At 62.4% G+C, this 16,299-nt stretch carries 18 protein-coding genes; 10 read left to right on the top strand and 8 right to left on the bottom strand.

Features of this window, described 5'->3' with window-relative positions; all coding sequences use genetic code 11:
• Positions 1-23: 23 nt before the first annotated feature.
• The 5 genes from KBB96_RS18380 to KBB96_RS18360 form a co-directional block, all read right to left on the bottom strand.
• Positions 24-2,393 (bottom strand): ABC transporter permease, encoded by a 2,370-nt coding sequence (locus tag KBB96_RS18380; RefSeq protein ID WP_211630952.1) that lies wholly within the window; start codon positions 2,391-2,393, stop codon positions 24-26.
• A 16-nt stretch (positions 2,394-2,409) separates the two neighbouring features.
• Positions 2,410-3,144: an ABC transporter ATP-binding protein gene (locus KBB96_RS18375; protein ID WP_211630951.1), complete on the bottom strand. Its 735-nt coding sequence runs from the start codon at positions 3,142-3,144 to the stop codon at positions 2,410-2,412.
• 100 nt (positions 3,145-3,244) lie between these two features.
• Complete coding sequence (locus KBB96_RS18370) at positions 3,245-3,910, bottom strand: 3-keto-disaccharide hydrolase (RefSeq protein WP_211630950.1); 666 nt, start codon at positions 3,908-3,910, stop codon at positions 3,245-3,247.
• 69 nt (positions 3,911-3,979) lie between these two features.
• Positions 3,980-4,393, bottom strand: coding sequence for an HIT family protein (locus tag KBB96_RS18365; protein WP_211630949.1), 414 nt, complete (start codon positions 4,391-4,393; stop codon positions 3,980-3,982).
• A 2-nt stretch (positions 4,394-4,395) separates the two neighbouring features.
• Positions 4,396-4,812, bottom strand: a complete 417-nt coding sequence (locus tag KBB96_RS18360; RefSeq protein ID WP_211630948.1) for a putative signal transducing protein — start codon at positions 4,810-4,812, stop codon at positions 4,396-4,398.
• Between the two features lie 50 nt (positions 4,813-4,862).
• Between KBB96_RS18360 and KBB96_RS18355 the strand changes: the two genes are divergently transcribed.
• The 10 genes from KBB96_RS18355 (at position 4,863) to KBB96_RS18310 (ending at position 13,134) form a co-directional block, all read left to right on the top strand.
• On the top strand, positions 4,863-5,396 hold the full coding sequence (locus KBB96_RS18355) for a tetratricopeptide repeat protein (protein WP_211630947.1): 534 nt from the start codon (positions 4,863-4,865) through the stop codon (positions 5,394-5,396).
• Positions 5,393-5,794 carry a DUF6157 family protein gene (locus tag KBB96_RS18350; RefSeq protein WP_211630946.1) on the top strand — a complete coding sequence of 134 codons (402 nt, stop codon included), beginning with the start codon at positions 5,393-5,395 and terminating at the stop codon, positions 5,792-5,794. Before KBB96_RS18355 ends, KBB96_RS18350 begins: the two co-directional genes overlap by 4 nt.
• A 4-nt stretch (positions 5,795-5,798) precedes the next feature.
• Complete coding sequence (locus KBB96_RS18345) at positions 5,799-6,227, top strand: VOC family protein (protein ID WP_211630945.1); 429 nt, start codon at positions 5,799-5,801, stop codon at positions 6,225-6,227.
• A 55-nt stretch (positions 6,228-6,282) separates the two neighbouring features.
• The gene (locus KBB96_RS18340) at positions 6,283-8,472 is read left to right on the top strand and encodes an excinuclease ABC subunit UvrB (protein WP_318971841.1); all 2,190 of its coding nucleotides are present in this window, start codon (positions 6,283-6,285) and stop codon (positions 8,470-8,472) included.
• 2 nt (positions 8,473-8,474) lie between these two features.
• Positions 8,475-9,143, top strand: coding sequence for a Rossmann-fold NAD(P)-binding domain-containing protein (locus KBB96_RS18335; protein WP_211630944.1), 669 nt, complete (start codon positions 8,475-8,477; stop codon positions 9,141-9,143).
• A gap of 42 nt (positions 9,144-9,185) precedes the next feature.
• The gene (locus KBB96_RS18330) at positions 9,186-9,713 is read left to right on the top strand and encodes a phospholipase D-like domain-containing protein (RefSeq protein ID WP_226373582.1); all 528 of its coding nucleotides are present in this window, start codon (positions 9,186-9,188) and stop codon (positions 9,711-9,713) included.
• A gap of 7 nt (positions 9,714-9,720) precedes the next feature.
• Positions 9,721-10,731 carry a class I SAM-dependent methyltransferase gene (locus KBB96_RS18325; protein ID WP_211630943.1) on the top strand — a complete coding sequence of 337 codons (1,011 nt, stop codon included), beginning with the start codon at positions 9,721-9,723 and terminating at the stop codon, positions 10,729-10,731.
• Positions 10,732-10,758: 27 nt separating this feature from the next.
• Positions 10,759-11,478 (top strand): pseudouridine synthase, encoded by a 720-nt coding sequence (locus tag KBB96_RS18320; protein ID WP_211630942.1) that lies wholly within the window; start codon positions 10,759-10,761, stop codon positions 11,476-11,478.
• Between the two features lie 58 nt (positions 11,479-11,536).
• The gene (locus tag KBB96_RS18315) at positions 11,537-12,142 is read left to right on the top strand and encodes a hypothetical protein (RefSeq protein ID WP_211630941.1); all 606 of its coding nucleotides are present in this window, start codon (positions 11,537-11,539) and stop codon (positions 12,140-12,142) included.
• A 92-nt stretch (positions 12,143-12,234) separates the two neighbouring features.
• Positions 12,235-13,134: a hypothetical protein gene (locus KBB96_RS18310; protein ID WP_211630940.1), complete on the top strand. Its 900-nt coding sequence runs from the start codon at positions 12,235-12,237 to the stop codon at positions 13,132-13,134.
• Positions 13,135-13,141: 7 nt separating this feature from the next.
• Here KBB96_RS18310 and KBB96_RS18305 read toward each other — a convergent pair whose 3' ends face one another.
• The 3 genes from KBB96_RS18305 to KBB96_RS18295 form a co-directional block, all read right to left on the bottom strand.
• The gene (locus KBB96_RS18305) at positions 13,142-13,639 is read right to left on the bottom strand and encodes an O-acetyl-ADP-ribose deacetylase (RefSeq protein ID WP_211630939.1); all 498 of its coding nucleotides are present in this window, start codon (positions 13,637-13,639) and stop codon (positions 13,142-13,144) included.
• Positions 13,640-13,784: 145 nt separating this feature from the next.
• Positions 13,785-15,260, bottom strand: a complete 1,476-nt coding sequence (lysS, locus tag KBB96_RS18300; protein ID WP_211630938.1) for a lysine--tRNA ligase — start codon at positions 15,258-15,260, stop codon at positions 13,785-13,787.
• 82 nt (positions 15,261-15,342) lie between these two features.
• Positions 15,343-16,173 (bottom strand): CvfB family protein, encoded by an 831-nt coding sequence (locus KBB96_RS18295; RefSeq protein WP_211630937.1) that lies wholly within the window; start codon positions 16,171-16,173, stop codon positions 15,343-15,345.
• Positions 16,174-16,299 lie beyond the last annotated feature (126 nt).

The following is a 16,299-nucleotide window of genomic DNA, read 5'->3' as shown; positions in this document are numbered from 1 at the left end:
GAATCGCGGGTGAGGATGAAGGTTCAATCGCGCGCCTTCAAGACGCCGACGAGATCGAGTTTGCCGAGCATGCGGCTGACCAGGGTGAAGGAGAATGCTGCGGCGGAAAGCACCACCAACACGGCGATGGAATAGGTGGAGCTCTCCACCACGATGGGCATGCGCACGGTTTCCGTGCTGAAGGAGGACATGATGAGCAGCACCAGTCCCTTTCCCAGCGCAAGCCCGACAGGGATGGCGGAAAGCACCAGCAGCGACAGCTCGCCCAATAACACGCCACGGACCTCGGACATGTTGAAGCCCACCACGCGCAGCGTCGCCAGTTCGCGGCTGCGTTCGGACAGGGCGATGCGCGAGCTGTTGTAAACGACTCCGAAGGCGACGATGACCGCGAGCACGAAGTAAAGCGTGCGCATCAGCCCGATGCTCTTCGCCGTGGTTTCGCGGAACGACGCGAGTTGGTCGCGCTTCACCATCACAATGGCCGCGCGCGGCGTATCTTTCACCTCGCGCATGAAGTCGTCCCAGCGGCTGTGGTCGAGCGTGAGGTAGGCGCCATTCACCGTATCACCCTCGTGCATGAGCCGACGCAACGCGGCGATGTCCATGTAGGCCGCGACTCCCGCGTAATCCGTGACCAAGCCACGGATCGGAATGCTCAGGATCGGACGGCGACCTTCCATGACCTCGACCTGCACTTCATCTCCAATGTTCGCGCCGATCACCTCCGCAAGCTTCTTCGACATGATGAGACCCTCTTCCGGCATGGTGATCGTCTCGCCTTGTTCATCGAGCAGACGGTTGAGGTTCGCACCGGGCGGAAGGCCGGTAATGGCGAGCTTCCGATGATGGTGCCCGTATCGCAGGCGCGTCTGCACGCTGCGGATCGGCTCCGCAAGCGTCACGCCGGGAAGATGTTCCAGATCGTGCAGGCCTTTCTCCGACGATGGCTCCACCAGGAATACCGCCACGTCCTGGCGCTGCTGGCGGTTCCACTGGAAGGTCAGCAGATAATCGATGCTGTTCTCCATCGCCCCGGGCAGCACCATCAACCCGGTGGCCAGCGCGATGCCTGCGGACGTGAAGACCGCCTGCCACGGACGGCGCTCGATGTTGCGCAGCGCCATGCGGAATACCGGGCTGAAGAACCGCGTGAGGCCGATGCGTTCGAACAGCGACGGCTTGAAATCCGCAGGTGGCTCCGGCCGCATCGCCTCGGCCGGAGGCAGCTTCACCGCCTGCCACACCACCGTGATCACGCCGGCGGCGGAAGCGCCCGCGCTCACCAGCAACGCGGTCAGCAAGGCTCCGTAGTCCATGCGGAACTCCAGCGACGGGAAGCGGAAAAACATCGTGTAGAGGTTCACCAGCCCGCCGCCCATCCACCGCCCCGCCAAACCGCCGATGACCGTGCCGAGGAAGCCGATCACCACCACGAACTTCAGGTAATGCACACCGACCTGCCGCGAGGAATAGCCGAGCGCCTTCATCTGCGCGATCTGCTCGCGCTGGAGCCGCACGATGCGGGATAACACGGAATTCACCATGAACGCGGCCACACTGAGGAACACCAGCGGATAGACCACGGACAAGGCATGCAGCACCTTCAGTTCATCGCCGAGACGTTGGGCCGATGCCTGATCCTTCCGCGTGTAGGCACCTCCCGCGCCATAGGGCGCCAGGATGCGATCCATCGCCTCCATCACCGGCTCGGACACGGCACCGGGTGCAAGATCGATGCAAACGTCGTTAAACGCGCCATCGAGATTGTACGCCACCGCCAGCGCGCGATAGTTCATCCAAATCACACTGAAGCGCTTGTGGTCCGGCAGCGTTTCCCCGGCGCGGGCCTCGAACACGAATTCCGGTGAAAGCCCGATGCCGCAAATCTGGAGGGTTTCACGATGGCCGTTGATCACCGCCACCAGCGAGTCGCCTGGCTTCAATCCGTTCTCGGTGGCGAAGGCCTCGCCCACCACCACCTCGCGCCGCGAATCGATCTCCGGCATACGGCCGGTGCGAAGAAAGATCCGGTTCAACTTCGGCGCGCCGCCATCCTCCGGCAGCGAGATGACATGCCCGGTGGCAGGCTCCGCGAGCCCGGGCAGATCAAGCGTGACGTCCACCGCCACCCGCGGCTCGACCACGGAAACGCCCGGCAGTTTTTCCAACTCCGCCGCGGCGGAAAGAGGCGCGCGTTTCAACGAGGCGAACACGTCCGCCAGCGCGAACTGTTCGTAGTAGGCATCCCGCGTGGACTCCAGCGTGAGGATCAGGCTGCGGGTCATGATCATCATCGCCAGCCCGCAGGCCATCACCAGACTGACGGCGATGACCTGGCCTTTCATACGGCCGAGATCGCGCAGCAGTTTCCGGTCGAGCGGTGAAATCATGCGGGCAGCGGCGGGTTCACCATTTCAGTTGCGCCGCGGGCATGCGGGTTTCGTTGCGATGGGAATCGACAATCCTGCCATCGGAAAGATGCAGGACTCGATCGGCCATGTCCGCCATCGCCGCATTGTGGGTGATGACCACGGTGAGCGTGCCGAGCTCGCGGTTGATGCGCTCCACGGCCTCCAGCACGGTGATGCCGGTGGTCACATCGAGCGCACCGGTGGGTTCGTCGCACAGGAGAACTTCCGGACGCTTCGCGATGGCGCGGGCGATGGCGACGCGCTGCTGCTCCCCGCCGGAAAGCTGGGACGGGAAATGATCCATGCGTTTGCCGAGACCGACCATTTCCAGCGCCTCCTCCGGCGTCATCGGATTCCGCGAGATGCTGGTGATGAGCGCCACATTCTCGCGGGCAGTGAGGCTGGGGATGAGGTTGTAGAACTGGAAGACGAAGCCCACGCAGTTCCGGCGGAAGAGGGTCAACGTGTTTTCATCCGAGCCATCCAACGGCCAGCCCTTGTAAAGCAATTCACCGGAGGTGGGAATATCCAAGCCGCCAAGGATGTTCAGCAAGGTCGACTTGCCGCTGCCGGACGCACCGAGCAAGCAGACCAGTTCACCCGCATTCAGTTCCATGTCCACGCCATGCAGCGCGACGACATCCAGCTCGCCGGTGTGATACACCTTCCGCAATTTCTTCGCCTGGAACACGACACCCGTGGAGAGCGGAGAGGGCGCGAGGGCATTCATCGGACGGCAGGAAGATAGCCGTCCGGATGGGATGCACAACTGTCATGTGTTAGCAGGCCGCAGTTGCGAGACGCGGCGTTTGAAACGACACGGAACGCTCCTATTGCTGGGTGATCTCCAGCTTGCGGAATTCCACCTCCGAACCCTCCGCCTGCAAGGCGATCTGGCCCTTGGTGGCGGTGCACTTCGAACCGTCGTTCACCACCGTGCCATTGACCGAGACCTTCACGGTGTCTCCCTTGCACTCGATGACCATGGTGTTCCACTCGCCCACCGGCTTCTCCGAGCCATCGGTGAGATTGAGGATGCGGCGGGCATCGTTCGCTCCGCCGCCATAGGCCTGGCCGTCTTTTTTCGGACGGCGCTTCTCCATGTCCGGCACCTCGATGTTTTCCCCGATGCACCAGAAATCCCCGGCATCCCCGGACATCATCTGCACCTCGATGGACTGCGGGAACATGTTGTAGAGCACGCGCGGCTTCGAAGCATGGACGAGCACGCCGCAGTTCCCCGGCTTCGCGGCGAAGCGGTATTGCACTTCTAGCTTGTAGTTGGAGTACTCCTTGTCCGTGATGAGATGGCCACCAGGCTTGCCCAGGGAAACGAGCATGCCATCGCGGACGATGAAGCTCGGGGCGATTTTCGGATCCTTGTCCGCAGCTGGCACGTCGGCATGCCAGCCGGTGAGATCCTTGCCATTGAAGAGGGAAACGGGTTCGGCGATTGCGATCGGTGAAACGAACAACAGAGCGGTCAGGGTTTTCATCAGACCCAACTACGGAGTCGCGGACCTCAATCTCACGCAATTCTTGCAACTCCCCTCCGTGGACTCCCTCTAGCTCAATCCCAACCCTGCCGCCACGGCCTTCCGGATCTCCTCCACCTCGGCATCCTCATACTCGCGCTTGCCGAAATAGTCCCACACCGTCCCCGGCCAGGCCGGATCATCCTCATTGCGGGCGATGAGGTGGATGTGCATCTGGTGGACCTGGTTGCCGATGCAGGCGACGTTGAGCTTCCTCGGTTGGAAATGGTCCGACATGAACTGGGACACCGTGCGGATGGCCGCGGTAACCTCGGCATGTTGCTCCGGAGAGAGTTGGTGCAGGTCCTCAATGCCGTCCTCGACCTCCGGCACCAGCAGGAACCAGGGAAAGATCGCGTTGTTTTTGAGGAGCAGGCGGCAGATACCGAGGCGTCCGAGATCAAAGGAGCCGGCGGCGAGGCGGGGATGCAGGGTGAAGGCCATGGTTAGAGGGGAGGTTCTTCCAGGATTCCGCCACGCGGGGTTTCACAGGACCAGCACAGATCGAAATTTCCGGGATTCTGTTCGCCGCAGGCCTTGCAGGCCCAGTCCTCCCCTACCGGGGCTGAGGCATCGGGCGAGGCATAGGCCTGGAGGATCTCAAGGGCACGAGGATGATCCTCCTCGTTCAGGATGCACAACGCGGGGCAGAACGTGGGGATGGAAACCTCGGTGGAAGAGAGGTTCTCGTTGCGGACAAAGGTTTGAATTCCTTCCGCTTCCAAGAGGCTCTGGTAAAATCCGACCACCGTGAAATCCCTGACCCGGAATAGTTCGATCATGCCGCTCCCACTCTTCCACAGATCGGGATCGTCCGCCAGCGGGGAATATCGGCCCTCCGGGACCATTTGCCATAGCGGCATGGGACATGTATAATGGTTGCCATTCCGGCCTGCCGGAGGAACGTACTTCCGTGACACCCGAAACCGCCGCCACCTGCCAACGCGCTCTGGGCTTCCTCGAACTCGGCATGGCCGAGGACGCTTGGAACGAGATGTCCGAGCTCCCTGCCGCTCATGATGAGCACTCGCCGGTACGGCAGCTCCGCGTGGAGATCCTCGGCCGGATGGGACGGTGGGGCGATGCGGCCGCACTGTGCCTGCCGATGTTGGAAAAAGAGCCCAGCGAGATCTTCTGGTGGATCCAGGGAGCGTATGCGCAACGCCGCGCCCATTCGATCGAGGCCGCGGACGCCATCCTTCGTGGCGCGCTGGCCCATCACCCGCCGGAGGGCATCGTGCTCTACAATCTCGCGTGCTATGCCTGCGTGCAGGGCCGGATGGATGAGGCGAAGGATTTTCTCAACCGCACGATCCATGCCGATCCGGAAAACGTGATCGCCATGGCGCTGAAGGATGAGGATCTGGTCGCGCTACGGCCCTGGGTGCTCCAACGGGAAGCGGAGTTGCGGGCATCCAGTTTCGAGTATCTGCCGCCGAAGCCATGAGCTACACGAACACCTTCGTTCGCATCGCCGCGGATTGTCCGGAAAGCCACGCCATCGAGCCGCCCGCGCGAGGCAAAACCGTGCCGGTGCATACCATCCAGCTCGGTCTGCTGAGGGATGCGCCCTATCATTACACCCACGAGGCTCTGGTGGTGGAAAGCGAGCTGCGCCGTGATCCGGAGGAAAAGGAAACCCGCGCGGAAATCGTGAAGCGCGTGCGTTCCAAGCCGATCCCCTGCCTTCGCTGTTCCTCCCTCGCAAAGCGCTACGGATGGGGCTTCCATTTTGATGAGGGAGGAAAGATCGCCGTGGTGCCTGCTGGATCAGCGGAATACCGTGCCTTCGAAAAACGCAAGGACCTCCAACAGGTCCACGCCATGCGGAACAAAAAGGCCTGAACTCATGAACCGACTCACCGTGGTCACGCTCGGCGTGGCAGACCTCGAAACTTCCGCCCGCTTTTACAGCGCGATCTTCGATACTCCGCCGAACCGCGATCACGAGGATGTGGTGTTCTTCCCGCTGCCCGGTTGTTGGATCTCGCTCTATCCGCTGGAAAAGCTGGCCGAGGATATCTCGGAGGAAACGCCACGCACCCGTTCCGGCTTCAGCGGCATCACCCTGGCCCACAATGCCCGCAGCCAGGAGGAAGTGGTCGCCATCCTCGACCGCGCCCGCACTGCCGGAGCGAGAGTGGACAAAGAACCGCAGGACACCTTCTGGGGCGGTTTCAGCGGCTACTTCCGCGACCCGAATGGCTACCACTGGGAAATCGTGTGGGGGCCGATGTTCGAGTTCACCGCGGATGGCGCGCTGAAGTTCAAGGAGTGAAGGAACGCCCAACCCGCCCCCTTGCGGCCCGGGCATTCCGCCATTACAGAGGGGCGTGTCTTTCAAGCTGGTCAGCGACTACGAACCCCGGGGCGACCAGGGGCAGGCGATCGAGAAACTGGTGAAATCCCTGGAAGCGGGGAACAAGCACCAGACGCTGCTCGGCGTGACCGGCTCGGGCAAGACCTTCACCATGGCCAACGTGATCGCGCGGCTCGGCAGGCCCGCGCTGATCATGAGCCACAACAAGACGCTGGCCGCACAGCTCTATTCGGAGTTCAAGAACTTCTTCCCGCACAACGCGGTCGAGTACTTCGTCAGCTACTTCGATTACTACCAGCCCGAGGCCTACATCCCGCGCACCGACACCTACATCGAGAAGGATTCGTCCATCAACGATGAGATCGAGCGGCTGCGGCTTTCGACGATGGGCTCGCTGTTGACTCGCCGCGACACGATCGTGGTCGCCTCGGTGTCCTGCATCTACGGCTTGGGTTCGCCGGAAGACTACGAGGGAGCGATGCTGCCCATCTGGGTGGGCCAGCAGATCCGGCGCGACGAGCTGCTGGAGTCGTTGGTTTCGATGCTCTTCGAACGCAACGACATCGCCTTCGGCCGCGGCAAGTTCCGCGTGCGTGGGGATGTGGTCGAGATCCATCCCGCCTATCTCGATGAAACGGCGATCCGCGTGGAGTTCTTCGGCGATGAGATCGACCGCATGTCATCCATCGACACGCTCACCGGAGCGGTGATCGAGCGCATCGACAAGCATACGTTTTTCCCCGCGAAGCAGTTCGTCACCTCCAGCGACAAGCTGAAGCGCGCGGTGGTGGAGATCCGCAAGGAGCTCGACGGCCGCATCGCGGAGTTCGAGAAGGAGGGCAAGCTGCTCGAGGCCCAGCGCCTGCGCATGCGCACCGAGTACGACTTGGAGATGATGCAGGAAATGGGCTTCTGCCAAGGCATCGAGAACTACTCGCGCCACCTCACCGGCCGCGAACCCGGCGCGCGGCCGCACACGTTGCTCGATTTCTTCCCGCGCGATTTCCTGCTGCTGGTCGATGAAAGCCACGCCACCATCCCGCAGGTAGGCGGCATGTATGAGGGCGACAAGAGCCGCAAGACGGTGCTCGTCAATCACGGCTTCCGACTGCCCAGCGCGCTCGACAACCGGCCGTTGCGCTTCGACGAGTACATGCACATGACCGACCAGCGGCTCTACGTGACCGCCACGCCGGGGCCTTTCGAAGTGGTGAACTCCCGCCCGGAAAACAAAGGCTTCATCCCGGTCAACGAGAAGGACAGCCGTGGCAACAAGATCATCGACCTGAAAAAACTCCGCATCATCCCGAGCGGCAGCGACCAGCCGGTGGAAGCCTTCGATGCCACCAGGCGTGGAACACCCTTGATCGTGGAGCAAATCATCCGCCCCACCGGCCTGCTCGATCCGGTCGTGATCATGCGCCCCCTGAAAGGCCAGATCGATGAGACCATCGAGCTCTGCCGCCAGCGTGTGGAGCGCGGCGAGCGCGTGCTGGTCACCACGCTCACCAAGAAAACCGCCGAGGATCTCACCGAGTATCTCATGGGAACCGGCCTCAAGGTCCGTTACATCCATGCCGACATCGACGCGGTCGAGCGCGTGGAAATCCTGCGCCAGCTCCGCGCCGCCGCCTTCGACATCCTCGTGGGCATCAACCTGCTCCGCGAAGGCCTCGATCTGCCGGAAGTCTCGCTGGTCTGCATTCTCGATGCGGACAAGGAAGGCTTCCTCCGCAACGAAACCAGCCTCATCCAGACCGCCGGTCGCGCCGCCCGCCACTTGAACGGCGAGTGCGTGATCTTCTGCGATCAGGTCACCGACTCGATCCAGAAGCTGCTCGATGTCACCGAACATCGCCGCACCCGCCAGCAGGAGCACAACGAGGAACATGGCATCACGCCGCAGAGCGTGAAACGCGCCGTGCAGGAAAGCCTCCAAGTTTACTCGAACCAGCGCGAAGGTGCGGAAAAAATGGCCTCGTCACTCGTGGCGGAGGACGAAGCCGCCTACGACAAGGTCCGTGTGATCGCCGAACTGGAGGAGGAAATGCGCGAGGCCGCCGGTCGCTTGGAATTCGAACGCGCCGCCCACCTCCGCGACCAGATCGCCGCCCTCAAGGGAGATGGCAAGCAGCCCGAATCCCCGAAGCCGGTGAACTACCCGAAGGGAAGACGTGGCGGACGACCGTCCTCGAAACGATGAACATGAAGGTGATTCTATTCGGTGCCTCCGGAATGGTGGGGCAGGGCGTGCTGCGCGAATGCCTCCTCGACCCGACAGTCGAGGCGGTACTCGTAGTCGCCCGCAGTTCGCTGGGGCAATCCCATGCGAAATTGAGCGAGCTGGTGATTCCAGACGTCTCCGATCTCACCTCGGTAAAGGAACAGCTCAAAGGCTATGACGCCTGCTTCTTCCCGCTGGGCGTCTCGGCCGGAGGCATGACCGAGGAGGCCTACCGCAAACTGACCTACGATCTCACTCTCGGAGCGGCACGGACGCTGGCGGAACTGAACCCCGGAATGACCTTCATCTACGTCTCGGGTGCCGGGACCGACAGCACCGAGCATGGCCGGGTGATGTGGGCGCGGGTCAAGGGCGCCACGGAGAACGCCCTGCTGCGGCTTCCCTTCCAAGCGGTCCATCTGTTCCGCCCGGGCATGATCCAGCCGCTGCACGGCATCCGCTCGAAAACCCGGCTCTACGATACGCTCTATCGCCTGACGGGCTTCACCATCCCGCTGCTCCGCCGGATGTTTCCCAACCACATCACCACCACGGAGGAGGTCGGACGAGCGATGATCGAGGTCGCGCGCCACGGTTGGCCGCAGCCGGTGCTGGAAAGCCGGGACATCATTGCCGCCGGGCGGAAGTGATCCGCGCTTTCCGTCACACGCATTTCCGGACTACACCGGGGCGTGCGCGAATTGATCCTCAACGAGGAGATCTACCCCCGGGTCGTGGAGGACCTGATGCCGGAGGCACGCCGGTTCCTGTGGATCGTCACGGCGGACATCAAGGACCTGCACGTCATTCGAGGAAAGCGTTCGATACCGCTGCTGGATGTGCTGGCGGATCTGGTGGACAAGGGTGTGGCGGTCCGGTTGATCCACGCGAAGGAGCCCGGGCCGCGGTTCCGCGCGGACTTCGACCGCCATCCCGCCTTGATCGGGAGCGATCTCTTCGAACGCGTGCTGTGCCCGCGGGTCCACACCAAAGCGGTGATCGCGGATGGAAAGCGTGCCTTCATCGGCTCGCCGAATCTCACCGGCGCGGGCATGGGCGCGAAGCACCCGGACAAGCGCAATTTCGAAGCAGGCTTCCTGACCGACGAACCGGCGGACCTGCGCAAGCTCATACAATGGGTGGACGAACTCTTCATCGGCGACTACTGCGGACGCTGCCGCCTGCGCGACCGCTGCCCCGATCCGCTGGACGGCGACTGAACCCATCATGAACCCCGCCCTTGAACCCCTGATGCTTGTCTTCGCCGGAGAGGATGACCTGCCGGTGCCGACGCATGCCTTGTTTCTTGGTGCGGAGCCGCATGAGGCGCTGAAGGCATGGCCGGAGATTGTCGGCTGGCAGCCGTTCAAACCTCTGGCGGATGCCTGGGAAACGGCGGGCTTCAAGCGCGTGGACACGCCGGAGGGCAAATGGCCGGTGGTGCTGGTGCTGCCCGGCAAAGCGAAAGACGAGACGCTCGCACTCTTCGCCACCGCCTACGATCTGCTGGAAGACGGCGGCACGCTGGTGGCGGCCATGCCGAATACCGCCGGTGCCGCCCGCTTTGAAAAAGAGCTGGCGAAGGCCGCGGGCCACATTGCCTCGCTCTCGAAAAACAAATGCCGCGCCTTCCACGCCGTGAAGGATGGCCGCTGGAACACCGCCACCGTGGCGGAGTGGCGTGAGCTCGGCGCGGTGCGGACGATTCCAGATACGACGTTCCTCGTACAAGCGGGCGTGTTCAGCTCCGAGCACGTCGATCCCGGTTCGCGGTTCCTCACCACCCATCTGCCCCGCAGCCTGCGCGGGCATGTGGCCGATCTCGGCGCGGGCTGGGGCTACCTCTCACGCTGGATCGACGACCATTGCACCGGCGTCACCCGCATCGACCTGCATGAGGCCGATGCCCGCGCGCTGGATCTGGCCCGGAAAAACCTCGCCGACACCGACATCGAGGTATGCTTCCTGTGGAATGACGTCGCGGGTGGTCTCCACCATATCTATGATGCGATCGTGATGAATCCGCCCTTCCACTCCGGCCAGCTCACGGACGTGGGCTTGGGCAAGGCGTTCATCCACTCCTCGGCCCGGGCCTTGAAACGCGGTGGAAAACTGTATCTGGTGGCGAACCGCCAGCTCCCCTACGAGGCGGAACTCGATGCCGCCGGGTTCGCCTGGCGGAAAGCCGCCGAGGATGCGACCTTCAAGATCCTCATCGCTGAAAAGCGCGCCTCCTGATTCCCTCTCCCCTTTCCTTTTCCTTCCGTGAAAATCGTCAAACTCCTCGCCAACCTCGGCTACGGCTCGCGCCGCGAGGTCGAACGCTTCCTCAAGGCCGGAATCGTCACGGACACGGACGGCCATGTCCTCGGCGAACGCGATTTCCCGCCACATGACCAGATCCGCTTCCAGGGCGAGCCGCTCGATCAGGTGAGCCCGCTCACGATCATCGTCAACAAGCCGGACGGCTACACGTGCAGCAAGGAAGACCCGGACGTGACGGTGTATGACCTGCTGCCGCCGCGCTTCGAGCACCGCAACCCCACGCTCAGCCCGGTTGGCCGCCTCGACAAGGACACCACCGGCATGCTGCTGATGACGGACGACGGACCGCTGCTCCACCGTATCATTCATCCGAAGTACAATCTCGGGAAAGTCTACCACGTCACCCTTGATCGTCCCTTGGAGGGACATGAGAAGGAACTATTCGCCAGTGGCAACCTGACCCTCCGCAACGAGGGCAAGCCGCTGCTCCCCGCGGAGCTGGAGGTTCTCGGCGAGAAGGAAGCCCTGATCACTCTCCACGAAGGCCGCTACCACCAAGTCCGCCGGATGTTCGCCGCCGCCGGAAACCATGTGGTGGCGCTCAAGCGCATCTCCATCGGCGGTCTGAAGCTGCCGGAGGATCTGGAGGAAGGCGACTGGCGCATCGTCACCCAAGCGGAGCTGGATGTGCTGTTCGGACGGGTACCAGCCCAGGGTTGAATCCGGCCCCGAGTTTGGCCTTGTCGCCCGCTCCCGGCTCGCCGAATCTCCCGCGCACATGGACTCGATGCACCCTTACGAGAAGCTGCCGCTGTTCAGCACGGGTTTGGTTCTGGGGGTGTCTCTGATCGCTTCGCATGCCATCATGTTAGCGAAAGCCCAGCCGGTGCAGGCCTTCCTGAAGCGCCTCCCGCGCGACAAGATGATCGGCCAGATCCTGCTGGGCATCGGCCTGATCTGGTTCTGGCTGCTGGTGGCCCCGGAGGGCAAGGGGCTGGTGAATTCCCTGTCCATGGAGCTCGGCGAGTTCAACAACGTGAAACCGATGCTGCGGCTGATCGTGCCGATCTCGATCGTGCTGGTGTCCATTTCCGTCAAAGACTTCCTCGCCGTGCGCGCGCTGGGCGTACTGGGACTGATGGTGGCCGCGCCGCTGCTGCAGGCGGCCTTCCTGAAGGATCCAACCTCGCGGCTGCTGATTCCGATCTACACCTACGGACTGATCATCGCCTCGCTGTTCTGGGTGGGCATGCCTTATCTGTTCCGTGACGCCGTCACCTGGGCAACCGCCTCGCAGGGCCGCTGGAAGGCACTCTGCTCCGCCGGTCTGGCCTATGGCGTGGTCGTGGTGATCTGCGCCTTCGCCTTCTGGCGGGGGTATTGATCCGGTCGCGTGGCCCGATCTCTTTTCCCGCTACCGGGAAATTTTGTGGAATCCGGTGATAAATCCGGGAAGGCCGGACGCTGTAATGACCGATGAAGCTTCCACTCGTATTCGCATCCGGCCTCGGCATCGGAGTTCTCCTTGGTTGGGCGGGCGGTTCCTATTCCACCCCTTCCCCCGCTCCCACTACGGCTCAAGCCGAAGCGAACTCCACCCGCAGCTCCCCGGCGTCCATCACGTCCTCTCCGGACTCGTCCCCGGCTGCCGAAACAAGGTCGGAACGTCCTGCCCGGCCTTCAAGGCAGGAAAAATCCGACAAACCCGTCATCCGGACCTTCAGCTCCACCGATGGCGAACAGACGCCGGAAATGAAAGAGATCATGGAGAAGATGAAGCAGGCGCAGGAGGAGAAACGCGCCCGCAAGATCGATGAACGCCTCGCCGCCTTGAAAAGCCGCCTCGGTTTGACCGACGAGCAGGCTGCCAAGGTGCGGGCCTTGCTCGAAAAAGAAAGCGGCAACGATGACATTGGCGCGGTCCTCTCCGGCGATGCCTCTGCCGTGAACGTGACGTCCCTGCTTGGTGAGGGAGACAAGGCTTCCCAATCCGCCACGGATGCCAAGATCGCCGAGGTTCTGACTCCCGAGCAGCAAGCCAAGTTCAAGGCCTTCCAGCAGGAGCGGAAGGAAAACCGCATCGAGATCGCGACCAACCGCGAGATGACCCGCCTCCAGCAAGGACTGACCCTCACTCCGGAACAAAAGGACCGCGCGTATCAAGCACTCGGCGATCTGGCCCAGCGCGAGGAAGAACAGCCCGCCTCCAATGGCTTCGATCCGCAGGCCATGGTCGACAAGCAGCAGGCACGCCGTGATGCCCTGCGCCCGATTCTGACGCCCGAGCAGATGAAAGCCTACGAGAGCATGCCCATGACGAGCAGCTTCGAAAGCGGCGCGATCTCGATCCAACTCCAGGAACCCGGCACAAAGTAAACCCTTCTCATCGGGACAACAGGTCCCGATAGAGCGCCAGATCCCGCTCCGAGAAACAGCAGAAGATCACGTCGATCACGGCGTGATTTTCTGTTAGAAACGCGCGCACGGTTTCAACCGCGATCCGCGCCGCCAGATCCGCCGGGAAACGATAGATGCCGGTGCTGATGCCCGGAAAGGCGATCGACTTCAGGCCATGTTCCGCAACCACCTCCAATGAACGCCGGTAGCAGCTCGCGAGTTTTTCCGGCTCGCCCCTGTCACCTCCATTCCACACCGGGCCGACGGTGTGGATGACATGCCGCGCGGACAGGCGGTAACCTTTGGTGATCTTGGCCTCACCGGTCTTGCAGCCCCCGAGCAGCCGGCATTCGTGAAGCAGATCCGGCCCCGCAGCGCGATGAATCGCCCCATCCACCCCGCTACCACCGAGGAGTGAGGAATTGGCGGCGTTCACAATGGCATCAACCGCGAGCGTGGTGATGTCGGCTTGGATGGCGTTCATGGGGAAACGGGATCTCCAAATCCATAGTGTTCCAAAACTCCGAGTGTCACCCAGTTGAGTCAATGGATCATCCGGCGGCAAGAATGCAAAATGGGAAGCCGGTGATGGGCTCCCCATTTTGCTTAAGCTCGATTGTACACTCTGATCAATCCTTCCGCTTCAGCAGCGGGAAGAGGATCGCGTCACGGATGGAGGCGGCGCCGGTGAGCATCATCACAAGGCGGTCGATGCCGATGCCGATACCACCCGCAGGCGGCATGCCGTGCTCGAGGGTCTCGATGAAATCGTAGTCCACCTTCTGCGTTTCCTCGCCGGACTGGTGCTCCAGGCGCTCACGCTGGATGTCCGGGTCGTTCAACTCGGAATAGCCGGGGGAGATTTCCTGGCCGTTGATGATGAGTTCATACACCTCCACGGTGCGGCCGCCGGGGCTGAGTTTCGCCAGCGGGACAAGCTCGCTGGAGACACGGGTGACGAAGCAGGGATCGAAGGTCTTTTCTTCAACGAGCTTTTCGAAGACCTGCTGGATGACCTCGTGATCCGCCATGTCCGGCGAGATCTGCACGCCGAGGGTTTCGCAACGTTCGCGGCGCTGTTCCGCGGTGATGGTGAAAAAGTCGTCACCGGCGGCGGCGGCGATGAGGTCGTGGTAGTTCGCGCGCTTCCAAGGACGGGCGAGGTTGATGGAACGCACGACATTGCCTTCCGGGTCCTTCTGCTCGATCTCCAGACCACCGCAGAACTTCTCCGCGAGGTGGCAGGTGAGTTCCTCCACCAAGTCCGCCATCTCCTCGAAGTCCGAGAAGGCCCAGTAGGCCTCCAGCATGGTGAACTCCGGATTGTGGCGGCGGGAGATGCCTTCGTTGCGGAAATTGCGGTTGAGTTCGAAGATCTTGGTGAAGCCGCCGACAAGCAGGCGCTTCAAGAACAGCTCCGGTGCGATGCGCAGCGTGAGCGGCATGCCGAGCGCATTGTGATGTGTCTCGAACGGGCGCGCGGCGGCGCCGCCCGACACGTCCTGGAGCATCGGCGTCTCGACCTCGAGGAAGCCGCGGGCCTGGAAGAAATTGCGGATCTCGGCGATGATCTGGAACCGCTTGAGGAAAATGTCCGCGCTGTCCTGGTTCGCCATCAGGTCGAGGTGGCGCTTGCGGTAGATCGTCTCGCGGTCGGCCACGCCGTGCCACTTGTCCGGCATCGGGCGCAGCGACTTCGAAAGCACGGTGAAGGACTCGACCTTCACGGTCGGCTCACCGGTCCGGGTGACAAAGGTCTCGCCCTCGATGCCGATCCAGTCGCCACGATCGAGGCACTTCCAGATCGCAACCTGGTCTTCGGTGAGATTTTTGAGACCAATATACCCCTGTATACCGCCCTCAATATCAGCAAGTTGAAAGAATACTGACTTGCCCATATCGCGGATCGCAGTCAGCCGCCCTGCGACCTTAATTTGCTGACCTTCCACAAAGGACTCCCTAACCCGAGACAAGACATTGGGCGTCGAAAAGCGCGATCCAAAAGGATCGACACCGAGTTCACGCAGTTTCGCGAGCTTTTCGCGGCGGACGGCGATCAGTTCGGCTTCGGTGGAGTGCGTTGGGGTCGGGGCGGCTTCGCTCATGACGCCGAGGGGCTTAGGCCGAAGCGCGGGAAGAGTCCAGAGTAAGAATCCACAGGCCTTCCTTGTCACCCGTGTCATCGCATCACAACAGCCTCAGCCCACCCGGCTCGATTCGGATCTTCCGCTGGCGGAAGAGTGCGCCGGTGGCTTGCTTGAAGGCGCGCTTGCTCACGCCGAGGGCACGGTGGATTTCTTCCGCCGGGGTATCATCGTGAAGCTCCCACCAGCCACCACGGCCTTCGAGTTCGTGGAGGATCTTCGCTTCCAACGACGAAATACGCTCGCGGCCCGGAGCATCGAGGGAGAGATCGATTTTCCCATCGTCCCGGATCAAAGCGACGTAGCCCTTGGTCCGCTCACCGGCGCGGAGACGGCGGAACACCTGGTTGGCGAACAAGAGACCGGTGTGGCGGCCGTTGATGATCGCCTTGTAGCCAAGCTCGGTCTTCCCATAGAGCAGCAGGTCCACCTCATCGCCTTCCCGGTAAGGAGCGCGGGTCTGATCCAGGTGGCGGGAAAGCCGGCGGGTGGCCACGATGCGGCCGGTGTCCTCGTCCACGTAGCAATAGACGACGTAGGACTTTCCGATCTCCAGGCGGTCCTTTTGCTCGCGGAAAGGGACCAGAAGGTCCTTCGGCAGGCCCCAGTCGAGGAAGGCACCGACGTTGGTGATCTGAAGCACTTCCAGATACGCGAACTGGCCCGGCTTCACCTTCGGCTCCTTGAGCGTGGCGACCGGACGATCCTCGGAGTCCCGGTAGAGGAACACATCCACCGGTTCACCAATGGACCACTTCACCGGCATCTCCCGGCGCGGCAGCAGGATCTCCCCGAGATCCCCGCCATCAAGGAAGATGCCGAAGGGTTGCTCCCTCACCACCTTCAAATCCGCCCGCTCACCGATCATCGCCATGCGCGGAGTGTCGGGGAGAGCGCCCCCAGCGTCGAATCCGAAAAGCACTCCACGGATTCAGGAACCACGAAGGACACGAAAATCCACGAAAGAAAACTTCCGCCGGAAAACAATCGAAGGCCCACG

Source organism: Luteolibacter ambystomatis, assembly GCF_018137965.1.
GTDB lineage: Bacteria > Verrucomicrobiota > Verrucomicrobiia > Verrucomicrobiales > Akkermansiaceae > Luteolibacter > Luteolibacter ambystomatis.
The sequence above is the reverse complement of the archived record's forward strand: the minus strand, read 5'-3'. Positions and strand labels throughout refer to the sequence as shown.